General features: G+C 70.3%; 23 protein-coding genes and 1 riboswitch. Of the genes, 13 read left to right on the top strand and 10 right to left on the bottom strand.

Annotated features, from left to right (window positions below):
* Window positions 1-54: 54 nt before the first annotated feature.
* Window positions 55-630 (bottom strand): TerD family protein, encoded by a 576-nt coding sequence (locus tag OG485_RS20540; protein ID WP_326787035.1) that lies wholly within the window; start codon window positions 628-630, stop codon window positions 55-57.
* A 192-nt stretch (window positions 631-822) separates the two neighbouring features.
* Here OG485_RS20540 and arfB point away from each other — a divergent pair, with 192 nt between their 5' ends.
* Window positions 823-1,251: an alternative ribosome rescue aminoacyl-tRNA hydrolase ArfB gene (gene arfB, locus OG485_RS20535; RefSeq protein WP_326787036.1), complete on the top strand. Its 429-nt coding sequence runs from the start codon at window positions 823-825 to the stop codon at window positions 1,249-1,251.
* 46 nt (window positions 1,252-1,297) lie between these two features.
* On the opposite strand, the gene OG485_RS20530 is transcribed toward arfB, so the two are convergent.
* Complete coding sequence (locus OG485_RS20530) at window positions 1,298-1,780, bottom strand: flavin reductase family protein (protein WP_443048929.1); 483 nt, start codon at window positions 1,778-1,780, stop codon at window positions 1,298-1,300.
* A gap of 570 nt (window positions 1,781-2,350) precedes the next feature.
* On the opposite strand from OG485_RS20530, the gene cdgB reads away from it, so the two are divergent.
* Together cdgB and OG485_RS20520 are read left to right on the top strand one after the other, a co-directional pair.
* On the top strand, window positions 2,351-4,066 hold the full coding sequence (gene cdgB, locus OG485_RS20525; protein WP_328669781.1) for a diguanylate cyclase CdgB: 1,716 nt from the start codon (window positions 2,351-2,353) through the stop codon (window positions 4,064-4,066).
* Window positions 4,067-4,183: 117 nt separating this feature from the next.
* Window positions 4,184-5,146, top strand: coding sequence for a CBM35 domain-containing protein (locus OG485_RS20520; RefSeq protein WP_328669780.1), 963 nt, complete (start codon window positions 4,184-4,186; stop codon window positions 5,144-5,146).
* A gap of 98 nt (window positions 5,147-5,244) precedes the next feature.
* On the opposite strand, the gene OG485_RS20515 is transcribed toward OG485_RS20520, so the two are convergent.
* The 3 genes from OG485_RS20515 to OG485_RS20505 all read right to left on the bottom strand — a co-directional run bounded on the left by OG485_RS20515 (window position 5,245) and on the right by OG485_RS20505 (window position 8,505).
* Entirely contained in the window at window positions 5,245-6,174 is a 930-nt protein-coding gene (locus OG485_RS20515; RefSeq protein WP_328669779.1) for a 1-phosphofructokinase family hexose kinase, read from the bottom strand.
* 143 nt (window positions 6,175-6,317) lie between these two features.
* The gene (nagA, locus tag OG485_RS20510) at window positions 6,318-7,502 is read right to left on the bottom strand and encodes an N-acetylglucosamine-6-phosphate deacetylase (protein ID WP_328669778.1); all 1,185 of its coding nucleotides are present in this window, start codon (window positions 7,500-7,502) and stop codon (window positions 6,318-6,320) included.
* A gap of 7 nt (window positions 7,503-7,509) precedes the next feature.
* Window positions 7,510-8,505: an ROK family protein gene (locus OG485_RS20505; protein ID WP_328669777.1), complete on the bottom strand. Its 996-nt coding sequence runs from the start codon at window positions 8,503-8,505 to the stop codon at window positions 7,510-7,512.
* A gap of 163 nt (window positions 8,506-8,668) precedes the next feature.
* On the opposite strand from OG485_RS20505, the gene OG485_RS20500 reads away from it, so the two are divergent.
* From OG485_RS20500 to otsB, 3 genes are all read left to right on the top strand, one after another.
* Window positions 8,669-8,896 carry a DUF3263 domain-containing protein gene (locus tag OG485_RS20500; RefSeq protein WP_328669776.1) on the top strand — a complete coding sequence of 76 codons (228 nt, stop codon included), beginning with the start codon at window positions 8,669-8,671 and terminating at the stop codon, window positions 8,894-8,896.
* Window positions 8,897-9,026: 130 nt separating this feature from the next.
* Entirely contained in the window at window positions 9,027-9,377 is a 351-nt protein-coding gene (locus OG485_RS20495; protein ID WP_328669775.1) for a peptidase inhibitor family I36 protein, read from the top strand.
* Window positions 9,378-9,548: 171 nt separating this feature from the next.
* Window positions 9,549-10,403 (top strand): trehalose-phosphatase, encoded by an 855-nt coding sequence (otsB, locus tag OG485_RS20490; RefSeq protein WP_328669774.1) that lies wholly within the window; start codon window positions 9,549-9,551, stop codon window positions 10,401-10,403.
* A gap of 102 nt (window positions 10,404-10,505) precedes the next feature.
* Here otsB and OG485_RS20485 read toward each other — a convergent pair whose 3' ends face one another.
* Together OG485_RS20485 and OG485_RS20480 are read right to left on the bottom strand one after the other, a co-directional pair.
* Window positions 10,506-11,972: an alpha,alpha-trehalose-phosphate synthase (UDP-forming) gene (locus tag OG485_RS20485; RefSeq protein ID WP_328669773.1), complete on the bottom strand. Its 1,467-nt coding sequence runs from the start codon at window positions 11,970-11,972 to the stop codon at window positions 10,506-10,508.
* Between the two features lie 78 nt (window positions 11,973-12,050).
* Window positions 12,051-12,995, bottom strand: coding sequence for a glucosyl-3-phosphoglycerate synthase (locus OG485_RS20480; protein WP_328669772.1), 945 nt, complete (start codon window positions 12,993-12,995; stop codon window positions 12,051-12,053).
* 205 nt (window positions 12,996-13,200) lie between these two features.
* Window positions 13,201-13,357, top strand: a riboswitch (SAM riboswitch).
* Window positions 13,358-13,372: 15 nt separating this feature from the next.
* On the opposite strand from OG485_RS20480, the gene thrC reads away from it, so the two are divergent.
* From thrC to OG485_RS20455, 5 genes are all read left to right on the top strand, one after another.
* A complete protein-coding gene (thrC, locus tag OG485_RS20475; RefSeq protein WP_328669771.1) occupies window positions 13,373-14,671 on the top strand; it encodes a threonine synthase in 1,299 nt (432 codons plus the stop codon).
* On the top strand, window positions 14,668-14,943 hold the full coding sequence (locus OG485_RS20470; protein WP_326787048.1) for a MoaD/ThiS family protein: 276 nt from the start codon (window positions 14,668-14,670) through the stop codon (window positions 14,941-14,943). Before thrC ends, OG485_RS20470 begins: the two co-directional genes overlap by 4 nt.
* 441 nt (window positions 14,944-15,384) lie before the next feature.
* Window positions 15,385-15,588 (top strand): cold-shock protein, encoded by a 204-nt coding sequence (locus tag OG485_RS20465; protein WP_005315736.1) that lies wholly within the window; start codon window positions 15,385-15,387, stop codon window positions 15,586-15,588.
* A 396-nt stretch (window positions 15,589-15,984) separates the two neighbouring features.
* Window positions 15,985-17,610, top strand: a complete 1,626-nt coding sequence (gene groL / locus OG485_RS20460) for a chaperonin GroEL (protein ID WP_326787049.1) — start codon at window positions 15,985-15,987, stop codon at window positions 17,608-17,610.
* Window positions 17,611-17,897: 287 nt separating this feature from the next.
* Window positions 17,898-19,019 carry an NADH:flavin oxidoreductase gene (locus tag OG485_RS20455; RefSeq protein ID WP_328669770.1) on the top strand — a complete coding sequence of 374 codons (1,122 nt, stop codon included), beginning with the start codon at window positions 17,898-17,900 and terminating at the stop codon, window positions 19,017-19,019.
* Window positions 19,020-19,095: 76 nt separating this feature from the next.
* On the opposite strand, the gene OG485_RS20450 is transcribed toward OG485_RS20455, so the two are convergent.
* Window positions 19,096-19,365, bottom strand: a complete 270-nt coding sequence (locus OG485_RS20450; RefSeq protein WP_328669769.1) for a DUF397 domain-containing protein — start codon at window positions 19,363-19,365, stop codon at window positions 19,096-19,098.
* Window positions 19,346-20,188, bottom strand: a complete 843-nt coding sequence (locus OG485_RS20445) for a helix-turn-helix domain-containing protein (protein ID WP_328669768.1) — start codon at window positions 20,186-20,188, stop codon at window positions 19,346-19,348. Before OG485_RS20445 ends, OG485_RS20450 begins: the two co-directional genes overlap by 20 nt.
* 115 nt (window positions 20,189-20,303) lie before the next feature.
* Here OG485_RS20445 and OG485_RS20440 point away from each other — a divergent pair, with 115 nt between their 5' ends.
* Both OG485_RS20440 and OG485_RS20435 read left to right on the top strand, forming a co-directional pair.
* Complete coding sequence (locus OG485_RS20440) at window positions 20,304-20,540, top strand: hypothetical protein (protein WP_328669767.1); 237 nt, start codon at window positions 20,304-20,306, stop codon at window positions 20,538-20,540.
* Window positions 20,537-20,737, top strand: coding sequence for a hypothetical protein (locus OG485_RS20435; protein WP_328674862.1), 201 nt, complete (start codon window positions 20,537-20,539; stop codon window positions 20,735-20,737). Before OG485_RS20440 ends, OG485_RS20435 begins: the two co-directional genes overlap by 4 nt.
* A gap of 62 nt (window positions 20,738-20,799) precedes the next feature.
* Here OG485_RS20435 and OG485_RS20430 read toward each other — a convergent pair whose 3' ends face one another.
* Window positions 20,800-21,387: a hypothetical protein gene (locus OG485_RS20430; protein ID WP_328669766.1), complete on the bottom strand. Its 588-nt coding sequence runs from the start codon at window positions 21,385-21,387 to the stop codon at window positions 20,800-20,802.
* Window positions 21,388-21,417: the final 30 nt, after the last annotated feature.

Here is a 21,417-nt window from a genome sequence, read left to right as displayed (position 1 = left end):
CCCGGGTGAACCGCGGTCCGGGGGCTTCGCTCATCGTGCGCGTGCGCGCGGCTGTCAGACGCTGACGCCGAAGTCCTGCGCGATACCCGAGAGGCCCGAGGCGTAGCCCTGGCCGACCGCGCGGAACTTCCACTCCGCGCCGTTGCGGTAGAGCTCGCCGAAGACCATGGCGGTCTCGGTGGCGGCGTCCTCGGAGAGGTCGTAGCGGGCGATCTCGGCGCCGCCGGCCTGGTTCACGATGCGGATGTAGGCGTTGCGGACCTGGCCGAAGTTCTGCGTGCGGGTCTCCGCGTCGTAGATGGAGACCGGGAAGACGATCTTCTCGACGTCGGCGGGGAGGCCCGCCAGGTTGACGTTGATCGCCTCGTCGTCGCCCGCGCCCTCACCCGTCCGGTTGTCACCGGTGTGGACGATGGTCTGGTCCGGGGTCTGCTTGTTGTTGAAGAAGACGAAGTGGGCGTCCGAGTAGACCTTGCCCTGGGGGTTGACCGCGATGGCCGAGGCGTCGAGGTCGAACTCGGTGCCCGTGGTGGTGCGGACATCCCAGCCGAGACCCACGGTGACGGCGGTCAGGCCCGGAGCCTCCTTGGTGAGCGAGACGTTGCCACCCTTGGACAGGCTTACAGCCATTGTTGGGAGTCCCTTCCCTCGTGACATACGGGCTTCGTACTGGGGACGAAGCTACCGTCACCCCTATGAACGCCGCGGGAGGTACCCGAGGTTCCGTCTGTCTTTACCTTTTTTACCCGGACTCCCCTCTTCACCCCGAGAGACACCGAAAATCGCGTGACGCGGACCGGCCGCGCGGGCGACCATGAACACATGTCCGGTCCCTATGTCATCCGCGGCTCCGTCTCCCTGCCCGAGGCCGAGCTCATGTGGCGTTTCTCGCGCTCCGGCGGGCCGGGCGGGCAGCACGTGAACACCAGCGACTCGCAGGTCGAGCTCCGCTTCGACCTCGCGAACACCGAGGCGCTGCCGCCCGTGTGGAAGGACCGCGCCCTCGAGAAGCTCGCGGGACGGCTCGTCGACGGGGTCGTCAGCGTCCGGTCCTCCGAGCACCGCTCCCAGTGGCGCAACCGTGAGACGGCGGCCGTGCGCCTGGCCGCCCTTCTCGCCGAGGCCACCGCGCCGCCGCCCCGGCCGCGCCGCGCCACCCGTATTCCCCGGGGCATCAACGAACGTCGGCTGCGCGAGAAGAAGGCCCGCTCCGAGACCAAGCGCGGCCGCACGGGCCGTGACTGGGGTTAGACCCCGGCCGCCCGGGGAGTGGTGTTCGGCGCCGCCCCGGGCCGTTTCAGCCGAGCTGCCGGTAGCGGCCCTTGAAGTACGCCAGGGGCCCGCCGTCGGCGCTCGGCACCCGGGCCGTCAGGACGCGGCCGATGACGAGGGTGTGGTCGCCCGCGGGGATCCGCTGCTCGGTGCTGCACTCCAGGGTGGCCAGGGCGCCGCCCATCAGGAGCGCCCCGGACGCCTCGCCGCGGACGTACGGGATGTCCTCGAAGAGGAGCCGGTCGCTGATGCGGCCCTTCATGGAGAAGCGGCCGGCGATGTGGCGCTGGCTCTCCGAGAGCACGGAGACGCCCCACAGCGGCTGTTCGTCGAGCAGGTCGTCCATCCGGGACCCCTCGCGCAGACTGACCAGGACCAGCGGCGGGTCCAGGGAGACGGACATGAACGCGGTCGCGGTCATGCCGACGTCCTCGCCGCGCGGCCCGTCGGGGGCCAGCGCGGGTTCGTGCGCGGTCACCAGGACCACACCCGCGGCGAGCCGGGTCATGGCGGCGCGGAACTCGTCGTTGCTCACCCCCTCAGCATGCACGGACGGGGTGGCGGCGAGAGCGGGGGGAGTCGTGAGCACGCCGAAACGCTAGTCTCCGCGCCGGGAGCGCCGCATCGGACCTCGGCCCGAACCGGGACCTAGGTCCGGGGACCGAGAGAGGCCCGGGCGGAGAGGCGTCGGCGCCGGGGCCGGAGGCGGGGCGGGCGAACGCGGAGGCCGGGACGGCCGTACTCTCGTCCGTACTCGTTCCACGGGTCCGGGCGTGCACAGGTTTTGCACAGTCGGCCAATAATGCATGTGTCAGACGCACACGGAAATGCAGAATCTCCACTCAATTGCTCAGGTTCTGCTGTGACTTGAGTCACAGGAGCCATATTTTGTTGACCCTGTGTACCGAGTGGGGAGCGCGCTGTGATTCAGTGGCGGAGGCGTTGAGCGGGAAGCTACCAAGCAGTACGGCGTGAAGGGGTTCGCGGGGAAGCGCCGGGCAGTCAGCACGGAACCGAAAGAGCACCCAGTACGCCGAGTGAACCCTGGAGTTGCTGCGAGGTCTCGAGGGGAGGGCGAATGGAGACCGAGTCGGAGCCCTACGTCCGTCTTGCGACCCTGCGGCAGCTGCACCAGGCGATGGCGGACATGAACACCGCCCGCAGCCTGGCGGACACGCTGCAGACCGTCGCCGACGGCGTGGTCACCGGGCTCGGCTACGAGCTGGCGTGTGTCAACCTCGTACGCCCCGACGGCGACCTCGTCGTCGCCGCTCTGGCCGGAAACCCCGCGGCCGAAGCCCTCATCACCGGCCGCGTCGGCTCCCGCACGTCCTGGGAGCGCCGGCTCACCATGGGCGAGGCCTGGGGCGACCTGCGGTTCATACCGCACACCGAGGGCTGGGTCCTCGACGAGGACGACGTACCGCAGTGGTACACCGACGGTCCCGCGCCCCGCTTCGAGGACGAGTGGCATCCCTCCGACCGTCTCTTCGCGCCGTTGTACACCCCGAACGTCAACGGCGGCAGCAGTGGCGGCCGCGGCGAGCTGATCGGCGTGCTGTCGGTGGACCGGCCGCGCAACGGCCGCAAGCCGGGCGCCTGGGGCCGCGAGGCCCTTCAGATGTACGCCTTCCAGGCCGCCATCGCTATCAGCAACGCACGTCTACGCGCGAATATGCAGCGCGCCCTGGTCCGCCTGGAACGTGAGCAGCAGGCTCTGCGCGCCAGTGAGGAATCCTTCCGGCAGGCCTTCGAGTACGCCCCCTCCGGCATGGCGATCGCCGAGATGGGCGGGGACCAGCACGGCCGCATCCTGCGCACCAACGACGCCCTGTGCCGACTGCTGGGCCGGCCCGCCTCCGCGATGCGCCGCTACTCCTTCTCCGACCTCGTGCACCCCGAGGACATCGGCACCCTGCTGCGGACCTCCGCCGAGGGCGGACGGGCCGAGCTGCGGCTCGGGCGCCGCGACGGCACCTACGTCTGGGTCCACCTGCGCAACTCCGTCGTCGCGGACGCCGCCGACGGCCCCCGCTTCCTGCTCACCCACGTCGAGGACATAGAGGACCGCAAGCGCCGTGAGCTCCAGCTCGCGCACCGCGCCTCGCACGACGCCCTCACCGGCCTGCCCAACTCCGCCGAGCTGCGCTCCCGGCTCGGCGCCCGCCTCTGCCGGCGCCCGGCGTCCCTGCCGCCCGGCGTGGTCGCCTCGCTGGACGCGGCGTACGGCCACGGGGATTTCACGGACCCGCTGTCCGGCGAGTACGACGACAACGGCCACCCCGCCTACGACGGGAACGGGCACGGCTTCGACTTCCGGGCCGGCGCCGAGGCGTTCGAGGCCTTCGACCACCATGTGCACACCATCGCGCCCGAGGGTGAGACGGACGACGGCACCAAGGGGCTCGCGGTGCTCTTCTGCGACCTCGACGGTTTCAAGTCGATCAACGACCGGTTCGGGCACAACGCGGGTGACGAGGTTCTCATCGAGGTCGCCCGCCGCCTCACCCATGGGGTCCGGGACGGCGACACGGTGGCGAGGCTCGGCGGCGACGAGTTCGTGGTGCTCGCCGACGGCCTCGGCCGCGCGGACGCCCAGGACCTCGCCGTACGCCTGAGGAACGCGATCATCCCTCCCATCAGGGTCGATGGACGGGCCGTCCGCGTCGGCGCCAGTTTCGGCATCGGGTGGGCCCACTGCGGAATGACGGCGGACGAGGTGTTGAAATCGGCTGACGAACGGATGTACGTCGAGAAACGTTCTCGTCCCAAACAGCACAGGCGCGCGGGGTAAGACGCAGGTCAGTGCATCGATGCGGTGAAGGCCACCCGTTCGGCCCAGGGAAACCGGGTAGGCTCGCCATTCATTCGTGTACCGCATCAGAACCGCACCCGCTGAGGAGACCAAGGGATGACGCCCGGCAACAACGGCGCGAGCACGCCCGAGGAGGACGACCCGTTCGGCTATCTCTACGCCGACGGTCAGGCCAACGGAGCCACGCCGCCCTCTGGAGGCGGCGGCTACGGCTACCCGGGCTCGGTCAACCGGGTGCGGGCGGTCGGCGAGCGCAAGTACGGCCACCAGGCCGCTCAGGGCACCTACGGCCAGCAGGCCCCCACCGCCCCGTACGGCCAGGTGCCGCAGCAGGGCGGCTACGGCCAGCCGAACGCCCACTACGGGGCCCCCGAGACCGTTCCCGGCGGCGCGCAGACGGCGCGGACGCCGATGCCCGGTCACGGTGACGGCGGTCGCGGCCGCGGCCCGAACACCAAGGGCCTCCTCATCGGCGCGATCGCCGTGGTCGCCGCCGTGGTGATCGGCATCGCCATCGCCATGACGGGCGGCGGTGACGACGACAAGGACGGCGACCAGGCGGGCACGACCCCGACGGCCTCCCAGAGCGCCGCGCCGACCCAGGAGGAGACGAAGGGCGCCGACAAGCCCAAGGACCTCCCCAAGCTCGACGCGAAGGCGCTGAACCTGGGCGCGGGCGTCACCACGGCGTCCGACATCAAGGGTGCGAAGGCGGACGGCGGCGTCTACGTCACGGGGTTCAACCACGTCGGCGCGTCGGTCGTCTGGAACGTCAGCGGCATCGAGAAGGCCGGCAAGTACACGCTGAACATCGACTACGGAGTGCCCGGCAAGGACGCCAACGCCATCCTCACGGTCAACGGCACGGCGCAGGACCGCCCCCTCAACATGAAGAACTTCGCCAAGGCGGCGGAGGGCGACTATGAGAAGGGCTGGACCAACACCTGGGCGGACATCACGCTCAACAAGGGCACCAACACGATTCAGATCTCCTGCGGGGAGGGCAACCAGTGCGACGCGAACTTCGACCAGCTCTGGTTGGAATCCGGGTGGAAGTAGCCCAAGGCCGGTAGCCGGTAGACGAACGCGAAGGGGCGTCCCGACAGCGAGACTGTCGCGGCGCCCCTTTTCCGTCGGGTCGGATCGCGTCACACGGGCTACGCCGCGGACGCCTCGCTCGTCACCGCCACCTGTTCCGTCAGGGTCTCGTACGTCGGGCGATCGAACTCACCCGCGGCCGGGGCCAGTACGGTCGCAGCGGACAGGGCCACGGCCCGTGCCAGACGGTCCGGCCACGGCAGGTTCTCGACCAGGCCCGACAGCAGGCCCGCGACCGCCGAGTCGCCCGCGCCCGTCGGATTGCCGTGGACCTGGCGCGGGGGAGCGGCCCGCCAGCGGCCCGCCGCGTTCTCCGCGAGGAGTCCCTCCGCGCCCAGGGAGGCCACGACGGTGTGGGCGCCGCGCCGGCGTGCCGAGCGGATGGCCTGGAGCGGGTCGTGGGAGCCGGTGAGTTCGGCCAGTTCCTCGGCGTTCGGCTTGACGATGTCGGGGCGGGCGGCGACTCCCCGGCGCAGGGGCTCGCCGCTGGTGTCCAGGAGCACCGGGACGGCCGAGGCACGTGCGGTGCGGACGAGCTGGGCGTAGGCGCCGACCGGGACGCCCGGGGGCAGGCTGCCGCACAGGGCCACCGCGGAGGCGGAGCGCAGCAGATGCTCGTACCTCTCCTGGAAGGCCGACCACTCGGCGGGTGTTATCGCCGGTCCCGGTTCGTTGAGCTGGGTCGTGTCACCGGTCGTCGTGTCGACCACGGCTATCGTGCGGCGCGTCGAGCCCCGCACCGGGACGAGCGCGTCCACCACCCCGGCCGACTCGGCCAGCTGGTCCCGTACGGAGCGGCCGGTCGCGCCGCCCGTGAAACCGGTGACCGTCACCTCGTGCCCGAGCGCGGCGAGCACCCGCCCCACGTTCAGGCCTTTGCCGCCCGGGCGTTCGGTCACCTCGCTCACCCGGTGCGAGCTGTGCGGGCGCAACGCCCGCACGCGATAGGTGATGTCGAGAGCGGTGTTCAGTGTGACCGTGAGGATCACCTGGGCCGACCTCCCCCGAAGAGTTCTGTGACATGGCGCCGGTCGGACGCCCGCCGGTGGTTCCGGAGGCTTGATCATGCCAAACACAACGGCGGTCGGCCCAGTCCCCCCAGGCCAACCGCCGCACGCAACAAAGGTGTGAATCACCCCAGTCGGGGATCGACCACCCATTCTCCGCCGCGCATCACGCCCTTGAGCGCGAAGTCGGCGTCGAGAACCACGAGGTCCGCGTCCTTGCCCGGCTCCAGGGAGCCCACGCGGTCGTACGCGCCGAGCAGACGGGCGGGGTTGGCGGAGATGGCCGCCACGACGTCCTCGACCGGCAGCCTGTCGACCGTGACGGCGCGCTGGAAGGCACGGTCGAGGGTGAGCGTGGAGCCCGCGATCGAACCGCCCTCCACCAGGCGGGCGACGCCGTCCGCGACCTCGACCTCCAGCGGGCCGAGCATGTAGCGGCCGTCGCCGAAGCCCGCCGCGTCCATCGCGTCGGTGATGAACGCGACCCGGCCGGGGCCCGCGTGATGGAACGCCAGCTCCAGCGAGGCGGGGTGCAGATGCGTGCCGTCGTTGATCAGCTCGACGGTGATCCGCCCGTCCTCGAGGAGGGCGGCGATCGGGCCCGGCGCACGGTGCCCGAGCGCCGGCATCGCGTTGAACAGGTGCGTCGCCACGGTCGCGCCCGCGTCGATGGCCGCCTTCGTCTGCTCGTACGTCGCGTCGGTGTGCCCGATCGCGGCGATCACCCCGTGTTCGGCGAGCAGCCGTACGGAGTCGAGTCCGCCCGGCAGTTCGGGGGCGAGCGTGACCATGCTGGCCCGGCCGCGCGCCGCGTCGAGGAGCTTGCGGACGTCGGCCGGGTCCGGGTCGCGCAGCAGTTCCTCGGAGTGCGCGCCCTTGCGGCACGGCGAGATGAACGGACCCTCGAAGTGGATGCCCGCGATATCGCCCTGTTCGGCCAGCTCGGAGAGCATCCCGGCGCGTTCGGCGAGGCCGTGCATGTCACCGGTGACGGTCGAGGCGACGACGGTCGTGGTGCCGTGCAGCCGGTGGGTGCGGATGCCCCGCAGGACGTCCTCGACCGTTCCCGAGGTGAAGGACGCGCCGCCGCCGCCGTGGTTGTGGATGTCGACGAAGCCGGGGACCACCCAGTGGCCGGACAGGTCGGTCACGGGCGTGTCCGCGGGGGCTCCCCCGGGAACTCCGGCGGGTCGCGTCTCGGGGGCACCCGCGCCGGCGATCCGCGCACCGTCGATGATCACGCGGCCGTCGTGCACGATCCCGGTGGGCAGTACCACCCGGGCGCCGGCGAGAACCTTGCTAGGGGCCATCGGGTGGTTACCTCCGGGGAGTCGTAGGAGTGGTGTTCAGGAGGTCCCGGGCGAGGAGCCCGGCACCGAGGCATCCGGCGGTGTCCCCGAGGGCCGCGGGGACGATGGACGGCAGCTTCTGGAACGTGACGCGTCGCTCGACCGCGGCTCGCAGTGGTGTGAACAAGGTTTCCCCCGCCTCGGCGAGGCCGCCACCGATGATCAGCGTGCGCGGGTCCAGGAGGGTGAGCGCGGTGACCAGGCCGTCGGCGAGCGCGTCGACGGCCTCCTGCCAGACGGCCCGCGCCCTCGGGTCGCCCGATTCGACGGCCTTGGCGCAGTCCGCCGCGTCCGCCCCGGGGTCGCCGGACGCCTCGGCCCAGGCCTGGCTGACGGCCGCCGCGGAGGCGAACCGTTCCAGACAGCCGCGCTGCCCGCACGGGCACGGGGTTCCGCCGGGCCGTACGACGATGTGGCCGATCTCGCCCGCGAAGCCGTGCGCGCCCTCCTCGACGGCGCCGTTGATGCCGATGGCGCCCGCGATGCCGGTGCCCAGCGGGACGAACAGGAAGCGGTCCGCTCCCCGCCCGGCGCCGATCCGGCCCTCCGCGAGCCCGCCGGTGCGCACGTCGTGCCCGAGCGCGACGGGGACGCCGCCGAGCCGCTCGCCGAGCAGCCGGCGCAGCGGGACGTCGCGCCAGCCGAGGTTGGCGGCGTAGACCGCGATGCCCTCGGCGGCGTCGACGATGCCGGGGACGGCGACACCGGCCGCCAGGGCGCTCTCGCCGAAGTGCTCCTCGCCGTGGGCGCGCAGTTCGGCGGCGAAGTCGAGGATCTCCTCGACGACGGCGTCGGGCCCGCGTTCGCGGCCGGTCGCCCGGCGGGCCTGGTGCAGCAGCGCGGGGTGCCCGGGGGCATGCGGCCGCGGCGCGTCGGGGCGGTCCGGGGAGGGCTCGGTGTCCACCCCGACGAGGGCGGCCTTCATCCCGGTGCCGCCCACATCGAGGGCGATGACGTGTCTCACGGGGGACAGTGTCGCCCTTTACCCCTGGAAAGGTCTAGTCCACTCACGTGATAGGGGGCGTTGTATTCCGCGTGTTCCGCGTTCCGGGACCGGTACCCCGCGCGCGGCGGCACGGCGGCCCCGGCCCCGGCGCTTGTCGGTGGCGGGGACTACCGTGCTGTCCATGGAAGAGCTGCCCGCGCGCGAACGGAGCATTCTCGCCCTGGAGCGCCGCGGCTTCCCCGGTCCCGGCGCCAAGGAGCGCGCCATACGCGAGCAACTGGGCCTGGCCCCGGTCCGCTACTACCAGCTCCTGAACGCGCTCCTGAACGACCCGCGCGCCCTCGCGCACGACCCCGTCACGGTGAACAGACTGCGCCGGGTCCGGGAGGCCCGCCGGGACGAGCGGTGAGACGGCGGCATCCGGCCTGAGCTGGAGTATCAAGTGCTCGACAGCATGCGGCATTTGACGTCGTGTCACACGATCGTGTGATTTGAGTTAAGATCCAAAAGTCTGTTGACCAAGGAAAACGGGGCTTCGTATGAACATGCTCAAGAAAAGTCTGACGATGGCGGCTGTGGCCGGTGCGCTGCTGGGCGGCACGTTCGTCACGCCGGCCGCGGCGGCTGATCCCAACACCTGTCCGAAGGGATTTGCGTGTGGATGGACGGGCGCGAACAGGACTGGTGAGAGGCACGTCAACTCTCTGACGCCCGGCTGCTATCCCCTCGGAAGGGTCAACCGGTCCGTCTCGAACCAGACGTCCTATCGCGTAGTGCTCTGGCACGTCACCGACGGCTGCGGCAGCGGCACCAAGCTGGCCACTCTGAAGCCGGGCACCTACGCGGACAACCCCGGCGCCGTTACCGGGATCGAGGTTTACAAAATATAGTGCCGCGGCCTTCGTATCGAAGGCCGAGCCCGAGATGCACCGACGGTGTTCCGCCCGTGACGGGCGGAACACCGCGCTTGGGCGCCCACGGCGTCCACCCCCCACCAGAGCCGTCACTCCCGCTCGTCCATAGGAACGGTGCGGTCGCCCCCGCCCGGATAGGGTCGCCCCATGGGCAGCCACCCCGAATCCAAGGACTCCTTGCCGGCCCCGGTGACCCCCGCCGGACGCGACGCTCTGGAAGCGATCCTCACGCGCCCCACCCACACCGTCGTCGCACTCGACTTCGACGGCACCCTCGCCCCCATCGTCCCCGACCCCGACCGGGCCCGCGCGCACCCCGACGCGGTCCCCGCACTCGCCGCACTCGCCCCCAAGGTCGCCTCCGTCGCCGTGGTCACCGGCCGCCCCGCCGGTGTGGCCGTGCGCCACGGCGGCTTCGCGGGCGTGGCCGGACTGGAGCACCTGGTCGTCCTCGGCCACTACGGCGCCGAGCGCTGGGACGCGGTGAGCGGCACCGTCACCGCCCCCGCCCCGCATCCCGGCGTGGCCGCCGTCCGCGCCGAACTGCCGGGGTTCCTCGACGGTATCGGCGCCTGGCAGGGCACCTGGATCGAGGAGAAGGGCCGTGCCGTCGCGGTGCACACGCGGCGTGCCGCCGATCCTCAGGCCGCCTTCGAGGCGCTCCGGGAGCCGCTGGGCGAACTGGCCGCCCGGCACGGGCTGATCGTCGAGCCGGGGCGCATGGTCCTGGAGCTGCGTCCGCCCGGGATGGACAAGGGTGTCGCTCTCATGGAGTACGTCCGGGAGATCGGTGCGGAGGCCGTTCTGTACGCGGGTGACGACCTGGGGGACCTGCCCGCCTTCGCCGCCGTCGACAAGCTCCGCTCCGACGGGATCCCCGGCCTTCTGGTGTGCAGCGGCAGTTCCGAGGTCGCCGAACTCGCCGACCGTGCCGACCTGGTGGTCGACGGGCCCGCCGGAGTCGTCCGCCTCCTCGCGGCCCTCGCGGCCGAACTCGCCTGACCGGCCGCTCGTCTTCCGTGCGGGCCGGGGCGGCGGCAGGCTTTTTTCGCCCCCTCCGCCCCTACCCGTCCCACCCCGGGGCTCCGCCCCGGACCCCGCTCCTCAAACGCCGGAGGGGCTGGATTCAAGTTCGCGGAGCTGGTCCAGGAACCACTGGGACGGGGGGAGGGCGGTGGCCGCGGCGGCCAGGCGCTTGGTGCGTTCGGCTCGTTCGCCCGGCTGCATGCCGAGCGCCTCGTGCAGCGCCCGCGCCGTACCGGTCACGTCGTACGGGTTCACGGAGATCGCGTCCTCGCCCAGTTCCTCGTACGCCCCGGCCTCCCGCGACAGGACCAGCGCGCAGCCCTCGTCGGAGACGACCGGGATCTCCTTGGCGACGAGGTTCATGCCGTCCCTGATGGGGTTGACGAGGGCGACGTCGGCCAGCCGGTAGGCGGCGAGCGAGCGCGCGAAGTCGTCCTTCACATGCAGCACCACCGGGGTCCAACCGGGTGTCCCGTACTGGGAGTTGATCTCGTCGGCGACGCGCTGCACCTCGGCCGTGTAGTCCCGGTACACCGCGAGGTCCTGCCGCGAGGGGTAGGCGAACGCCACGTGGACGACCCGCTCGCGCCACTCGGGGTGGTCGTCGAGAAGCTGCCGGTACGCCAGCAGGCCCCGCACGATGTTCTTGGACAGCTCGGTCCGGTCGACGCGCACGATCGTCCTGCGGCCGGCCCCGATCTCCTCGCGCAGCGCGGCCATCCGTTCCCCGACGTCCGCCCGGTGCGAGCGCTCGCGCAGGAACTCGGCGTCCGCGCCGAGGCCGTGCACACCGACGAGGGTCAGACCGGGCGGGGAGCCGTCGAGGTGCTCGATCTCCGGCCGGTCGACCGGGGACGAGGCCACCCGGTACCGCTCCGGGGCGGCCGTCTCCACGCACCGCGTGAAGGCCGTCGCCCACCGCCGGGTCAGGAACGCCACGCGGTCCGCGCCGAGCATGCCGTCCAGCAGTTCCGCGCGGATGTCGTCGGGGAGCATCCGGAAGTAGTCCTCGGGCGCCCACGGGGTGTGGGAGAAATGGCCGATGCGCAGGTCGGGGCGCAGTTCGCGGAGCATCCCGGGCACCAGGCACAGGTGGTAGTCCTGGACCAGCACGGAGGCGCCGTCCGCGGCCTCCTCCGCCAGCGCCTCGGCGAAGGCGCGGTTGTAGGTGCGGTACGACTCCCACTGGCGCCGGAACTCCGCGTCGAAGACCGGCTCCAGCGGGGTCTGGTAGAGCATGTGGTGGACGAACCACAGCACGGAGTTGGCGATGCCGTTGTACGCGTCGGCGTGGACCTCGGCGTCGATGGCCAGCATCCGTACGCCGTCCTCGCCGACCCCGCGCCGGACCGCCTCCCGGTCACCGTCGCCGAGGGCCGAGCACACCCACAGGGCGCCCGCGTCCGGCCCGATCGCCGAGAGTCCCGAGACGAGGCCGCCGCCGCCGCGTTTGGCGTGCAGCGAGCCGTCCTCCCGTACCTCGTAGGTGACCGGGCCGCGGTTGGAGGCGACCAGAATCCTGTGGGCACCATGCGTTGAAGCCATGCCTCGAAACCTAGCCCCGTGTCGAAACGCTCAAACGCGCCCCTTCGGCCGTATGTGATCGCGGCCGTCAGGGCCGGTCTACGCGGCCCTGCGCCGCTGGTACTCGGAGATTTCGCTCATCGGCGGCCTTTCCTCGGTGTCCACCGAGTACGTGCGCGGCTGGAAACCGTCCCGGCCACGCTCGAACTGGGTGAGGGCGGGGCGGATCAGGTGACCGCGGGCCAGCCGGAGCTGGGCGGTGCGGTAGATCGCGGCGGCCATGCGGCCGAGTGCCTGGCCGTCCTGGTGGCGGTGCTTGCGCACCCCCACGTCGACCTGGGCGAGGGCGTCCAGGCCCACCAGGTGCAGGGCGTCGACCAGCATGCCGAGTTCGACGCCGTAGCCGACGGGGAAGGGGAGCTGTTCGAGCAGCGATCGGCGGGCCGCGTACTCGCCGCCGAGCGGCTGGACGAAGCCCGCGAGCTGCGGCCAGTGCATGTTCAGCAGGGGGCGGGCCATCAGCTCGGTGACCCGGCCGCCCTGTCCCGAGGCGCCGCCCAGCGGGCGGTCGTACATGGCCTTGACCAGGTCGACGCCGGGATCGGTGAGCAGCGGGCCCACGATCCCGGAGACGAAGTCGGAGGAGAACTCCTTGAGGTCCGCGTCGATGAAACAGACGATGTCCCCGCTCGTGACGAGGAGCGACCGCCACAGCACCTCGCCCTTGCCGGGCACCGCGGGAATGCGCGGGAGGATGTCGTCGCGGTGCACGACCCTCGCGCCCGCGGCGGCGGCGACCGCGGAGGTGCGGTCGGTCGAGCCGGAGTCGACGACGACGATCTCGTCGACGAGGGGCACCTGCTGCATCAGGTCGTGGCGGATGATCGCGACGATCTCGCCGACCGTCTCCTCCTCGTTGAGCGCGGGCAGCACGACGCTGACCGTCGATCCCGTGATGCGTTTCGCGGCCAGGATCTTGTGGAGCGGGCGGTCGGTCACGGACCAGGAGCGTGTGCTCAGCCAGCTTTCGACGTCTTTCAGCACGGTCTGCGGCTCCTCACTGTCTGATCACACGCTCTCATCGGCGTGCCCGCTGCGGCCAGCGGCAGATCGATTGCCGTCGTCTCGCGGTTCGGACGACTATCTCAACTGTCCTGGCCTTCGGTTACAGTCTTGAACAACGCGGATGACCATCGCATGTCCTGGATCGTCGGTACGTATCGCGTTCAACAGTTCAACAATCAAATACCGCTCATCCAGAGGGGCAGAGGGATACGGCCCGATGAAGCCCCGGCAACCCTCCAGCCGGTCTCGTACCGATCGATGTCGATCGCGTCGCGAGGCTCCCGGCTCGGGAAGGTGCCAAATCCGTCTCACGGCGAAGTGCGTCGTGAGGAAGATGAGGAAAGGGCCTCGCCTCCATGGCTGCGCAGACAGTTGCAAGTACCACGAACTCCGCCGAAGCGGTTGACCTCGGCCCCGCCGCGGCGCTCTCCTGCCGCGAATGCGGCCACCGCGTCCCGCTCGGTCCGGTCTTCGCCTGCGAGGAGTGTTTCGGCCCGCTGGAGATCGCCTACGACTTCTCGGCCTACGAAACCGAAGAACTCCGCAAGCGCATCGAAGCGGGACCCGCGAACATCTGGCGCTACGCGCCGCTGCTGCCCGTCCCCGCGGACGTGGCGGACAAGCCCAACATCAACCCCGGCTGGACCAAGCTCGTGCAGGCCGACAACCTGGCCCGTGAGCTCGGTGTCGACGCCGGAAAGCTCTTCGTCAAGGACGACTCCGGCAACCCGACGCACTCCTTCAAGGACCGCGTCGTCGCCCAGGCCATCGAAGCGGCCCGCGTCTTCGGCTTCACCACCCTCTCCTGCTCCTCCACGGGCAACCTCGCCGGCGCCGTGGGCGCCGCGGCTGCCCGCGCCGGCTTCCGTTCCTGCGTGTTCATCCCGCACGACCTGGAGCAGGGCAAGGTCGTCATGGCCGCGGTCTACGGCGGCGAACTCGTCGGCATCGAGGGCAACTACGACGCCGTGAACCGCTTCTGCTCCGAGCTGATCGGCGACCCGGCCGGCGAGGGCTGGGGCTTCGTCAACGTCAACCTGCGGCCCTACTACGCCGAGGGCTCCAAGACCCTGGCGTACGAGATCTGCGAGCAGCTCGGCTGGAAGCTCCCCGACCAGCTCGTCGTGCCGATCGCCTCCGGCTCCCAGCTCACGAAGATCGACAAGGGACTCCAGGAGCTGATCAAGCTCGGGCTCGTCGAGGACAGGCCCTACAAGATCTTCGGCGCCCAGGCCGAGGGCTGCTCACCGGTCTCCGTCGCCTACAAGGCCGGCCACGACGTCGTACGGCCGCAGAAGCCGGACACCATCGCCAAGTCGCTCGCCATCGGCAACCCGGCGGACGGACCGTACGTGCTCGACATCGCGCGGCGCACCGGCGGCGCAGTGGAGGACGTGAACGACGAGCAGATCGTCGACGCGATCAAGCTGCTCGCGCGCACCGAGGGCATCTTCGCCGAGACGGCGGGCGGTGTGACCGTCGGCGTCACCCGCAAGCTGATCGAGAACGGTCTCCTCGACCCGACCCTCACCACGGTCGTGCTGAACACCGGCGACGGCCTCAAGACTCTGGACGCGGTGGCCTCGGACACCGGGCTGACCGCGACCATCCGCCCGAACCTCGACTCCTTCCGAGAGGCTGGCCTCGCATCATGAGCGTCAACGTCCGCATCCCCACCATCCTGCGCACCTACACCGGTGGCGCCGCCGAGGTGACGGCCGAGGGCACGACCCTCGCCGAGGTCATCAGCGACCTGGAGAAGAACCACACGGGCATCGCCGCGCGCGTCCTGGACGACCAGGGCAAGCTGCGCCGCTTCGTCAACGTGTACGTCAACGACGACGACGTCCGCTTCGAGCAGGGACTGGAGACGGCGACTCCGGACGGTGTCGGCGTTTCGATCATTCCGGCCGTCGCCGGAGGCTGATCGTTACCCTCGGTAATGCCGGACACAGCGCGTTCACATAATTGCCCCCTCCGTAAGACAAACGGAGGGGGCAATTCTGTTGGGTTGAACGCGCTAGAGTTGGGGAAGTCGCTCCGATTTTGATGTTGGTTTCATGCCGGACGCATATGAGTGACCGTTCGGCGGGCGACAAGAAGTAGCCAAAGTAGCTCACCTTTTTGGGCATTTTATGGCATTTGCGGGGCCCGACTTGCCCTGAATCCTTGCGCATTCTCCGCATATCATTGATCGGCCATGCCCAGAATTCTCGTCCGATTGACCTGTTGCAGAGGGCAGTTGGACAGATACATTCAGCCGCGGTCGACGCGTTCCGGCGCACACCCCCAACCGTTGGGGGGTGAGGTCTGACCCGGATCCGCGAAGTGTGGATCTGTGCAAGGGCCAGTAATAGGGGAGTTAGGCATGGCTCAGGGCACCGTCAAGTGGTTCAACGCGGAGAAGGGGTACGGCTTCATCGCGGTCGACGGTGGTGCGGACGTCTTCGTGCACTACAGCGCGATTCAGATGGACGGCTACCGCACCCTTGAAGAGGGTCAGCGAGTGGAGTTCGAAATCTCGCAGGGCCAGAAGGGTCCACAGGCGGACATGGTCAAACTCGCCGTCTGATCGGGCGCGAACGACCACCGACGCACTCACACACGAGGGGCCCGCATCCCGCAGGGGATGCGGGCCCCTCGTGCGTCCCCGGCCGTCTTGGGCCGTCCTCCGCTTGTCCCGCGCGCGCCCGCGAGCGCGCCCGTGCGGGACAAGCGCGGGGGCCGCCCTCCAGGGCGCGTGCGGAGGTCGCCCATCGGCCCCGTTTTCGTGAGAGGCGCTTGCACTCGCAGTGGTCGAGTGCTAATCATTGGCGTTAGCACTCTCCCAGTGAGAGTGACAGAACTTGGATCGGGTCAGCGAGGCCCGCAGGCCTGTGGGGCAAGGAACCACAAGGCTTGCAGGCCGTCCGTCGCGGGCGCGGGCACGATCCGGAGCAATCCACCCCGTCCGGGAGGACCACTTCACATGGCCAAGATCATCGCGTTCAACGAGGAGGCACGGCGCGGTCTCGAGCGCGGGATGAACCAGCTCGCTGACGCCGTCAAGGTCACCCTCGGCCCCAAGGGCCGTAACGTCGTCCTCGAGAAGAAGTGGGGCGCCCCCACGATCACCAACGATGGTGTTTCCATCGCCAAGGAGATCGAGCTCGAGGACCCGTACGAGAAGATCGGCGCCGAGCTGGTCAAGGAAGTCGCCAAGAAGACGGACGACGTCGCCGGCGACGGTACGACCACGGCGACCGTGCTGGCCCAGGCGCTCGTGCGCGAGGGTCTGCGCAACGTCGCCGCCGGCGCCAACCCGATGGCCCTCAAGCGCGGTATCGAGAAGGCCGTCGAGGCCGTCTCCGGTGCCCTGCTGGAGCAGGCGAAGGATGTCGAGACCAAGGAGCAGATCGCTTCGACGGCCTCCATCTCCGCCGCCGACACCCAGATCGGCGAGCTCATCGCCGAGGCGATGGACAAGGTCGGCAAGGAAGGCGTCATCACCGTCGAGGAGTCCCAGACCTTCGGTCTGGAGCTGGAGCTCACCGAGGGTATGCGCTTCGACAAGGGCTACATCTCGGCGTACTTCGCCACCGACATGGAGCGTATGGAGGCCGTCCTCGACGACCCGTACATCCTGATCGCGAACTCCAAGATCGCGAACGTGAAGGACCTGCTCCCGCTCCTGGAGAAGGTCATGCAGGGCGGCAAGCCGCTGCTGATCATCGCCGAGGACGTCGAGGGCGAGGCCCTGTCGACCCTGGTCGTCAACAAGATCCGTGGCACCTTCAAGTCCGTCGCCGTCAAGGCTCCGGGCTTCGGTGACCGCCGCAAGGCCATGCTCGGCGACATCGCCATCCTCACGGGCGGCGAGGTCATCTCCGAGGAGGTCGGCCTCAAGCTGGAGAACGCGGGTCTGGACCTGCTGGGCCGCGCCCGCAAGGTCGTCATCACCAAGGACGAGACCACGATCGTCGACGGGTCCGGCTCCGCCGACCAGGTCGCCGGCCGTGTGAACCAGATCCGTGCCGAGATCGAGAACTCGGACTCGGACTACGACCGCGAGAAGCTCCAGGAGCGTCTGGCGAAGCTGGCCGGCGGCGTGGCCGTCATCAAGGCCGGTGCCGCCACCGAGGTCGAGCTCAAGGAGCGCAAGCACCGCATCGAGGACGCCGTTCGCAACGCGAAGGCGGCCGTCGAGGAGGGCATCGTCGCCGGTGGTGGCGTGGCCCTGCTCCAGGCTTCCTCGGTCTTCGAGAAGCTCGAGCTCACGGGTGACGAGGCGACCGGCGCCAACGCCGTGCGTCTCGCCCTGGAGGCCCCGCTCAAGCAGATCGCCGTCAACGGTGGTCTCGAGGGTGGCGTCATCGTCGAGAAGGTGCGCAACCTGCCCGTCGGCCACGGCCTGAACGCCGCGACCGGTGAGTACGTCGACATGATCGCCGAAGGCATCATCGACCCGGCGAAGGTGACCCGTTCCGCTCTGCAGAACGCCGCCTCCATCGCCGCGCTGTTCCTGACCACCGAGGCCGTCATCGCCGACAAGCCGGAGAAGGCCGCCGCCGGCGGCGCTCCGGGCGGCATGCCGGGCGGTGACATGGACTTCTGATCGACCCCGGTCGATCAACCGTCCTGACGTTCCGAGGGCGGCACCTTCCCGCAAGGGGGGTGCCGCCCTCGGGCGTTTCCCGGCCCGCTCCCGGACGGCTTCCGGGGCCGCGCCCCGCCCCCGGCGTGTCCCGGATCACAGGGGCGGGCGCGGGTACGGCGGAATGTCCCGCCCGGTGCGGAGGTTGACGCTGACGAGCAGTTGATGCATGTGCACATACCGCACGGAATCTCCTGCTTCGCAGACCGCTCGACGTCATACCGACCACCTCTTCGAGGAGCCCCCACGTGACCACTGACGCCGCGACCCGCGCAGCCGAGATCCTGTCCCGTCCCGTCTCGATCAACGGCCTGACCGTCCCGAACCGGATCGCCATGGCCCCGATGACCCGGATGTTCTCGCCGGGCGGTGTGCCGGGGGAGGACGTCGTCGGCTACTACTCCCGCCGCGCCGCCGCGGGCGTCGGCCTGATCGTCACCGAGGGCACCTACGTCGGCCACGACTCGGCCGGACAGAGCGACGCGGTGCCGCGCTTCCACGGCGAGGACCAGCTCGCCGGATGGGCGAAGGTCGCCGACGCCGTGCACGCGGCGGGCGGCACGATCGTCCCGCAGCTCTGGCACATCGGCATGGTCCGCAAGGCGGGCGAGCCGCCCTTCGCGGACGCCCCGCCCGTCGGCCCCTCCGGCCTCTACAAGGAGGGCGCCGAGGTCACCGGCAAGAGCATGACCCAGCAGGACCTCGACGACGTCATCGAGGCGTTCGCCAAGGCCGCCGCGGACGCCGAGCGCATCGGCTTCGACGGTGTCGAGCTGCACGGCGCCCACGGCTACCTGCTCGACCAGTTCCACTGGGCGGGCACCAACCGGCGCGAGGACGCGTACGGCGGCGACCCGGTGGCCCGTACGAAGTTCTCGGCGGAGATCGTCGCCGCGGTGCGCGCCGCGGTCTCGCCCGAGTTCCCCGTCATCTTCCGCTACTCGCAGTGGAAGCAGCAGGCCTACGACGCCCGGATCGCCGAGACCCCGGAGGAGCTGGAGGCGATCCTCGCCCCGCTCGCCGCCGCCGGAGTGGACTCCTTCCACGCCTCCACCCGCCGCTACTGGGTGCCCGAGTTCGACGGTTCCGACCTCAACCTCGCCGGCTGGACGAAGAAGCTGACGGGCAAGCCCACCATCACCGTCGGCTCGGTCGGCCTGGACGGCGACTTCATCAAGGCCTTCGCGGGCGAGGGCTCCCCGGTCAAGGGCATCGACGACCTCCTCGACCGCATGGAGCGCGACGAGTTCGACCTCGTCGCCGTCGGCCGCGCGCTGCTCCAGGACCCCGAGTGGGCGGCGAAGGTCCTGGCCGGCCGCTTCGAGGACCTGGCCCCGTACGACGCGGCGGCGCTGGGTTCCCTCAGCTGACCTGAGCTGACCTGACCTGGAGGGGCGGCGCCCGCTGTACCGCGGGCGCCGCCCCTTTTTTCGCGCTTCGCGCCGGTCAGCCGGTGGCTCCGAGGTGGCCCACGAAGGCGCCCCACGCGGCGGCACCGAAGGCGATCACGGGCCCGAGCGGATTCTTGGAGTCCCGCACGGGGACGAGAGTGGCGTGCCCGTCGGCGACTTCGAGGCAGTCGCCGCCGTCACCGGCGCTGTACGTCGACTTGCGCCAGCTAGCGACCTCCAGGCAGTTGCCGCCGCTGGCGTCGCTGTAGTTGGACCTGTGCCAGGTGACCGAACTCAGTTCGTACTCATGGGCGTTGTTCTCCATGCTCGTAATCATGCGCCACGGACTCGACCAGGGACAGGGAAGCCTGAGGTGCGAGTGCCGCCGCCTGAATGAGGTTGAAGGTAAGGCTGTGCCGGGCCACCGTGGCCGGGTCGTCCACCAGTTTCCCCATGTCCACTCCCTCGACGAAGCACAGCGGGGGCGCGTCCATGAACTCCATGAGCTTCAACGAGCCGCCCATCGCGGCATGTGTACCGGCGTCGAACGTCAGCACCTGCATGATGATCCGGCGGCGGTGCGCCAGGTCCGCCAAATGGCGAAGAGCCTCTGCCATCGTTGCGGCTCCGCCGACCGGTCGGCGGAGAGCGGCCTCGTCCAGGACCACCCACAACAACGGGGTTGTTGGATCGTCAAGAAGGCGGGCGCGTTCCATGCGGGTCGCCACCAACTCCTCGATCTCGGTGTCGGGGACTGTCGGCCGATAGGTGCGGAACAGGTCTGCGGCGTACGCCGGGGTCTGCAGCAAACCGGGGATGAGCAGCGGGAGGTAGTGCCTGATCGCCGTAGCGATCGCTTCTGCCTCCGCCGCCTCCGCGAAGTGGTCCGGGTATCTCGACTTGGCGAGGGCTGCGCAGTTGCGGGTGAAGAACCCGTTCGTCCCCAGGATCTCGTCTATCTGGACGGCGTATTCGAGCTGCAACCGCCTTGTCCCCGACTCCAGTTGACCGACGAAGGAACCGCTGACGAAGAGTGGTTCGCCCAGTTCGGCCTGGCTCAGGCCGGCGTTCTCGCGGGCGTGCCGCAACTCTGCGCCGATCATGGCGCGCGGTGAGGAGGACGGGTCGAGGTCCTTGGGGCCGGGCATCGCGACTCCCTGTCACACAGGTGGGGTTGTTGGAGCGCCGACTCTGGCCAGGTTAGAGGTGTTATGGCCACGCTGGGTGGTGAATGCGAACACTCAGCGTGGAGGGTGCGGTGCGATGGAGATGACGTCGAGCAAGCGGGTACGCCCGACGGAGGAGATCGTGGAGGAGCTGCGGGCGGCCCTGACCGGGGTCGGTGTGGTGCTGCCGTCGCTGCGGGTCGATCCGGTGACCGGCGCGAGCGACGAGCCCTTCGCCCTGGTCGCGCTCGGCCGCTGCAACGTGGGCACCGCCCAGAAGCTGACCGCCGTACTGCGCGCGTGCGGCACCGGCGAGGGCGGTGGCGGGGCGTGAGCGCGGAGTACGCCGTCGACGCGCGGGACGGGCGGCTCGGGCAGGTGATGGGGCGCGAGGGCGGCCTCGTACAACTGCGGCCGCCCGGCGGGGGGATCGAGTGGGACTGTCCGCCCGAGGCCCTGGCGGAGGCGCCGCCGGGGGAGGTGCTGCGGGCGCGGGTGCGGCGGATCAACGCGGAGGGGCGGCTGCCCTGACCCGGGAGCCGGGGAGGGGGCCCGCCGTCGGGCCCCGCCTGTCGGAAGGTTCTGCGGCCTGCCTAAAGGTTGCCCATCGGCTCGATGTCGACCTTGACCGGGGTGCCCCAGATGCGGAGCACCTCGTAGTCCGTGAACTCGTGGACGAGGCGGTAGGCCATGCCGGGGCGGGGGGCCCGGCGCTCGGCGGCGAGGTAGTGCTCGGCCTCCTGGCGGTCGCGCCGGGGGGTACCGCACAGGTGCCACTCCTGGCCGCTCCAGACCTCCGGGAGCCAGCGCTGCTGGGGCTGGGGGCGGTCGGCGCGGACTCCGTAGCGCGTCATCGTGCGGTCGGGCAGCTCGTCCGGGGAGGGTGCCCGGCCGTGTGTGTACGCGTCGTTCACCTCGGTGCGGCGGGCGGTGCGGCGGCGGGTCTCGCAGAGCAGACAGCGGTCCGGGGCGCTCTCGTCCACCGGGCCGCTCGGGTGCTCGGAGCAGCGGGTGGTCGGCTTGGCCGTCGCCACCGTCTCGTCGAGCAGGTCCAGGGCCCGCTTCAGGTCCGCCTTGACCTCGTGCAGCTTGGCGTCGGGGGTGTCGGCGTTCAGTGCGTCGCCGTGCTCCCCGAGCAGCCGCAGGGCGCGGCCGAGGGCGGTCAGCTGTGCGTGGTTCATGCTCCCAGCCTCGCATGCGCCACCGACAGC

The organism is Streptomyces sp. NBC_00328 (assembly GCF_036139655.1).
GTDB lineage: Bacteria > Actinomycetota > Actinomycetes > Streptomycetales > Streptomycetaceae > Streptomyces.
This window is presented reverse-complemented; position numbering and strand designations above follow the sequence as displayed.

What these genes read in the sequence shown, in the direction of transcription:
- OG485_RS20540 (WP_326787035.1), bottom strand. Translation starts at nt 630, where the DNA reads ATGGCTGTAAGCCTGTCCAAGGGTGGCAACGTCTCGCTCACCAAGGAG.
- arfB (WP_326787036.1), top strand. Translation starts at nt 823, where the DNA reads ATGTCCGGTCCCTATGTCATCCGCGGCTCCGTCTCCCTGCCCGAGGCC.
- OG485_RS20530 (WP_443048929.1), bottom strand. Translation starts at nt 1,780, where the DNA reads ATGACCCGGCTCGCCGCGGGTGTGGTCCTGGTGACCGCGCACGAACCC.
- cdgB (WP_328669781.1), top strand. Translation starts at nt 2,351, where the DNA reads ATGGAGACCGAGTCGGAGCCCTACGTCCGTCTTGCGACCCTGCGGCAG.
- OG485_RS20520 (WP_328669780.1), top strand. Translation starts at nt 4,184, where the DNA reads ATGACGCCCGGCAACAACGGCGCGAGCACGCCCGAGGAGGACGACCCG.
- nagA (WP_328669778.1), bottom strand. Translation starts at nt 7,502, where the DNA reads ATGGCCCCTAGCAAGGTTCTCGCCGGCGCCCGGGTGGTACTGCCCACC.
- OG485_RS20500 (WP_328669776.1), top strand. Translation starts at nt 8,669, where the DNA reads ATGGAAGAGCTGCCCGCGCGCGAACGGAGCATTCTCGCCCTGGAGCGC.
- OG485_RS20495 (WP_328669775.1), top strand. Translation starts at nt 9,027, where the DNA reads ATGAACATGCTCAAGAAAAGTCTGACGATGGCGGCTGTGGCCGGTGCG.
- otsB (WP_328669774.1), top strand. Translation starts at nt 9,549, where the DNA reads ATGGGCAGCCACCCCGAATCCAAGGACTCCTTGCCGGCCCCGGTGACC.
- OG485_RS20485 (WP_328669773.1), bottom strand. Translation starts at nt 11,972, where the DNA reads ATGGCTTCAACGCATGGTGCCCACAGGATTCTGGTCGCCTCCAACCGC.
- thrC (WP_328669771.1), top strand. Translation starts at nt 13,373, where the DNA reads ATGGCTGCGCAGACAGTTGCAAGTACCACGAACTCCGCCGAAGCGGTT.
- OG485_RS20470 (WP_326787048.1), top strand. Translation starts at nt 14,668, where the DNA reads ATGAGCGTCAACGTCCGCATCCCCACCATCCTGCGCACCTACACCGGT.
- OG485_RS20465 (WP_005315736.1), top strand. Translation starts at nt 15,385, where the DNA reads ATGGCTCAGGGCACCGTCAAGTGGTTCAACGCGGAGAAGGGGTACGGC.
- groL (WP_326787049.1), top strand. Translation starts at nt 15,985, where the DNA reads ATGGCCAAGATCATCGCGTTCAACGAGGAGGCACGGCGCGGTCTCGAG.
- OG485_RS20450 (WP_328669769.1), bottom strand. Translation starts at nt 19,365, where the DNA reads ATGGAGAACAACGCCCATGAGTACGAACTGAGTTCGGTCACCTGGCAC.
- OG485_RS20445 (WP_328669768.1), bottom strand. Translation starts at nt 20,188, where the DNA reads ATGCCCGGCCCCAAGGACCTCGACCCGTCCTCCTCACCGCGCGCCATG.
- OG485_RS20440 (WP_328669767.1), top strand. Translation starts at nt 20,304, where the DNA reads ATGGAGATGACGTCGAGCAAGCGGGTACGCCCGACGGAGGAGATCGTG.
- OG485_RS20430 (WP_328669766.1), bottom strand. Translation starts at nt 21,387, where the DNA reads ATGAACCACGCACAGCTGACCGCCCTCGGCCGCGCCCTGCGGCTGCTC.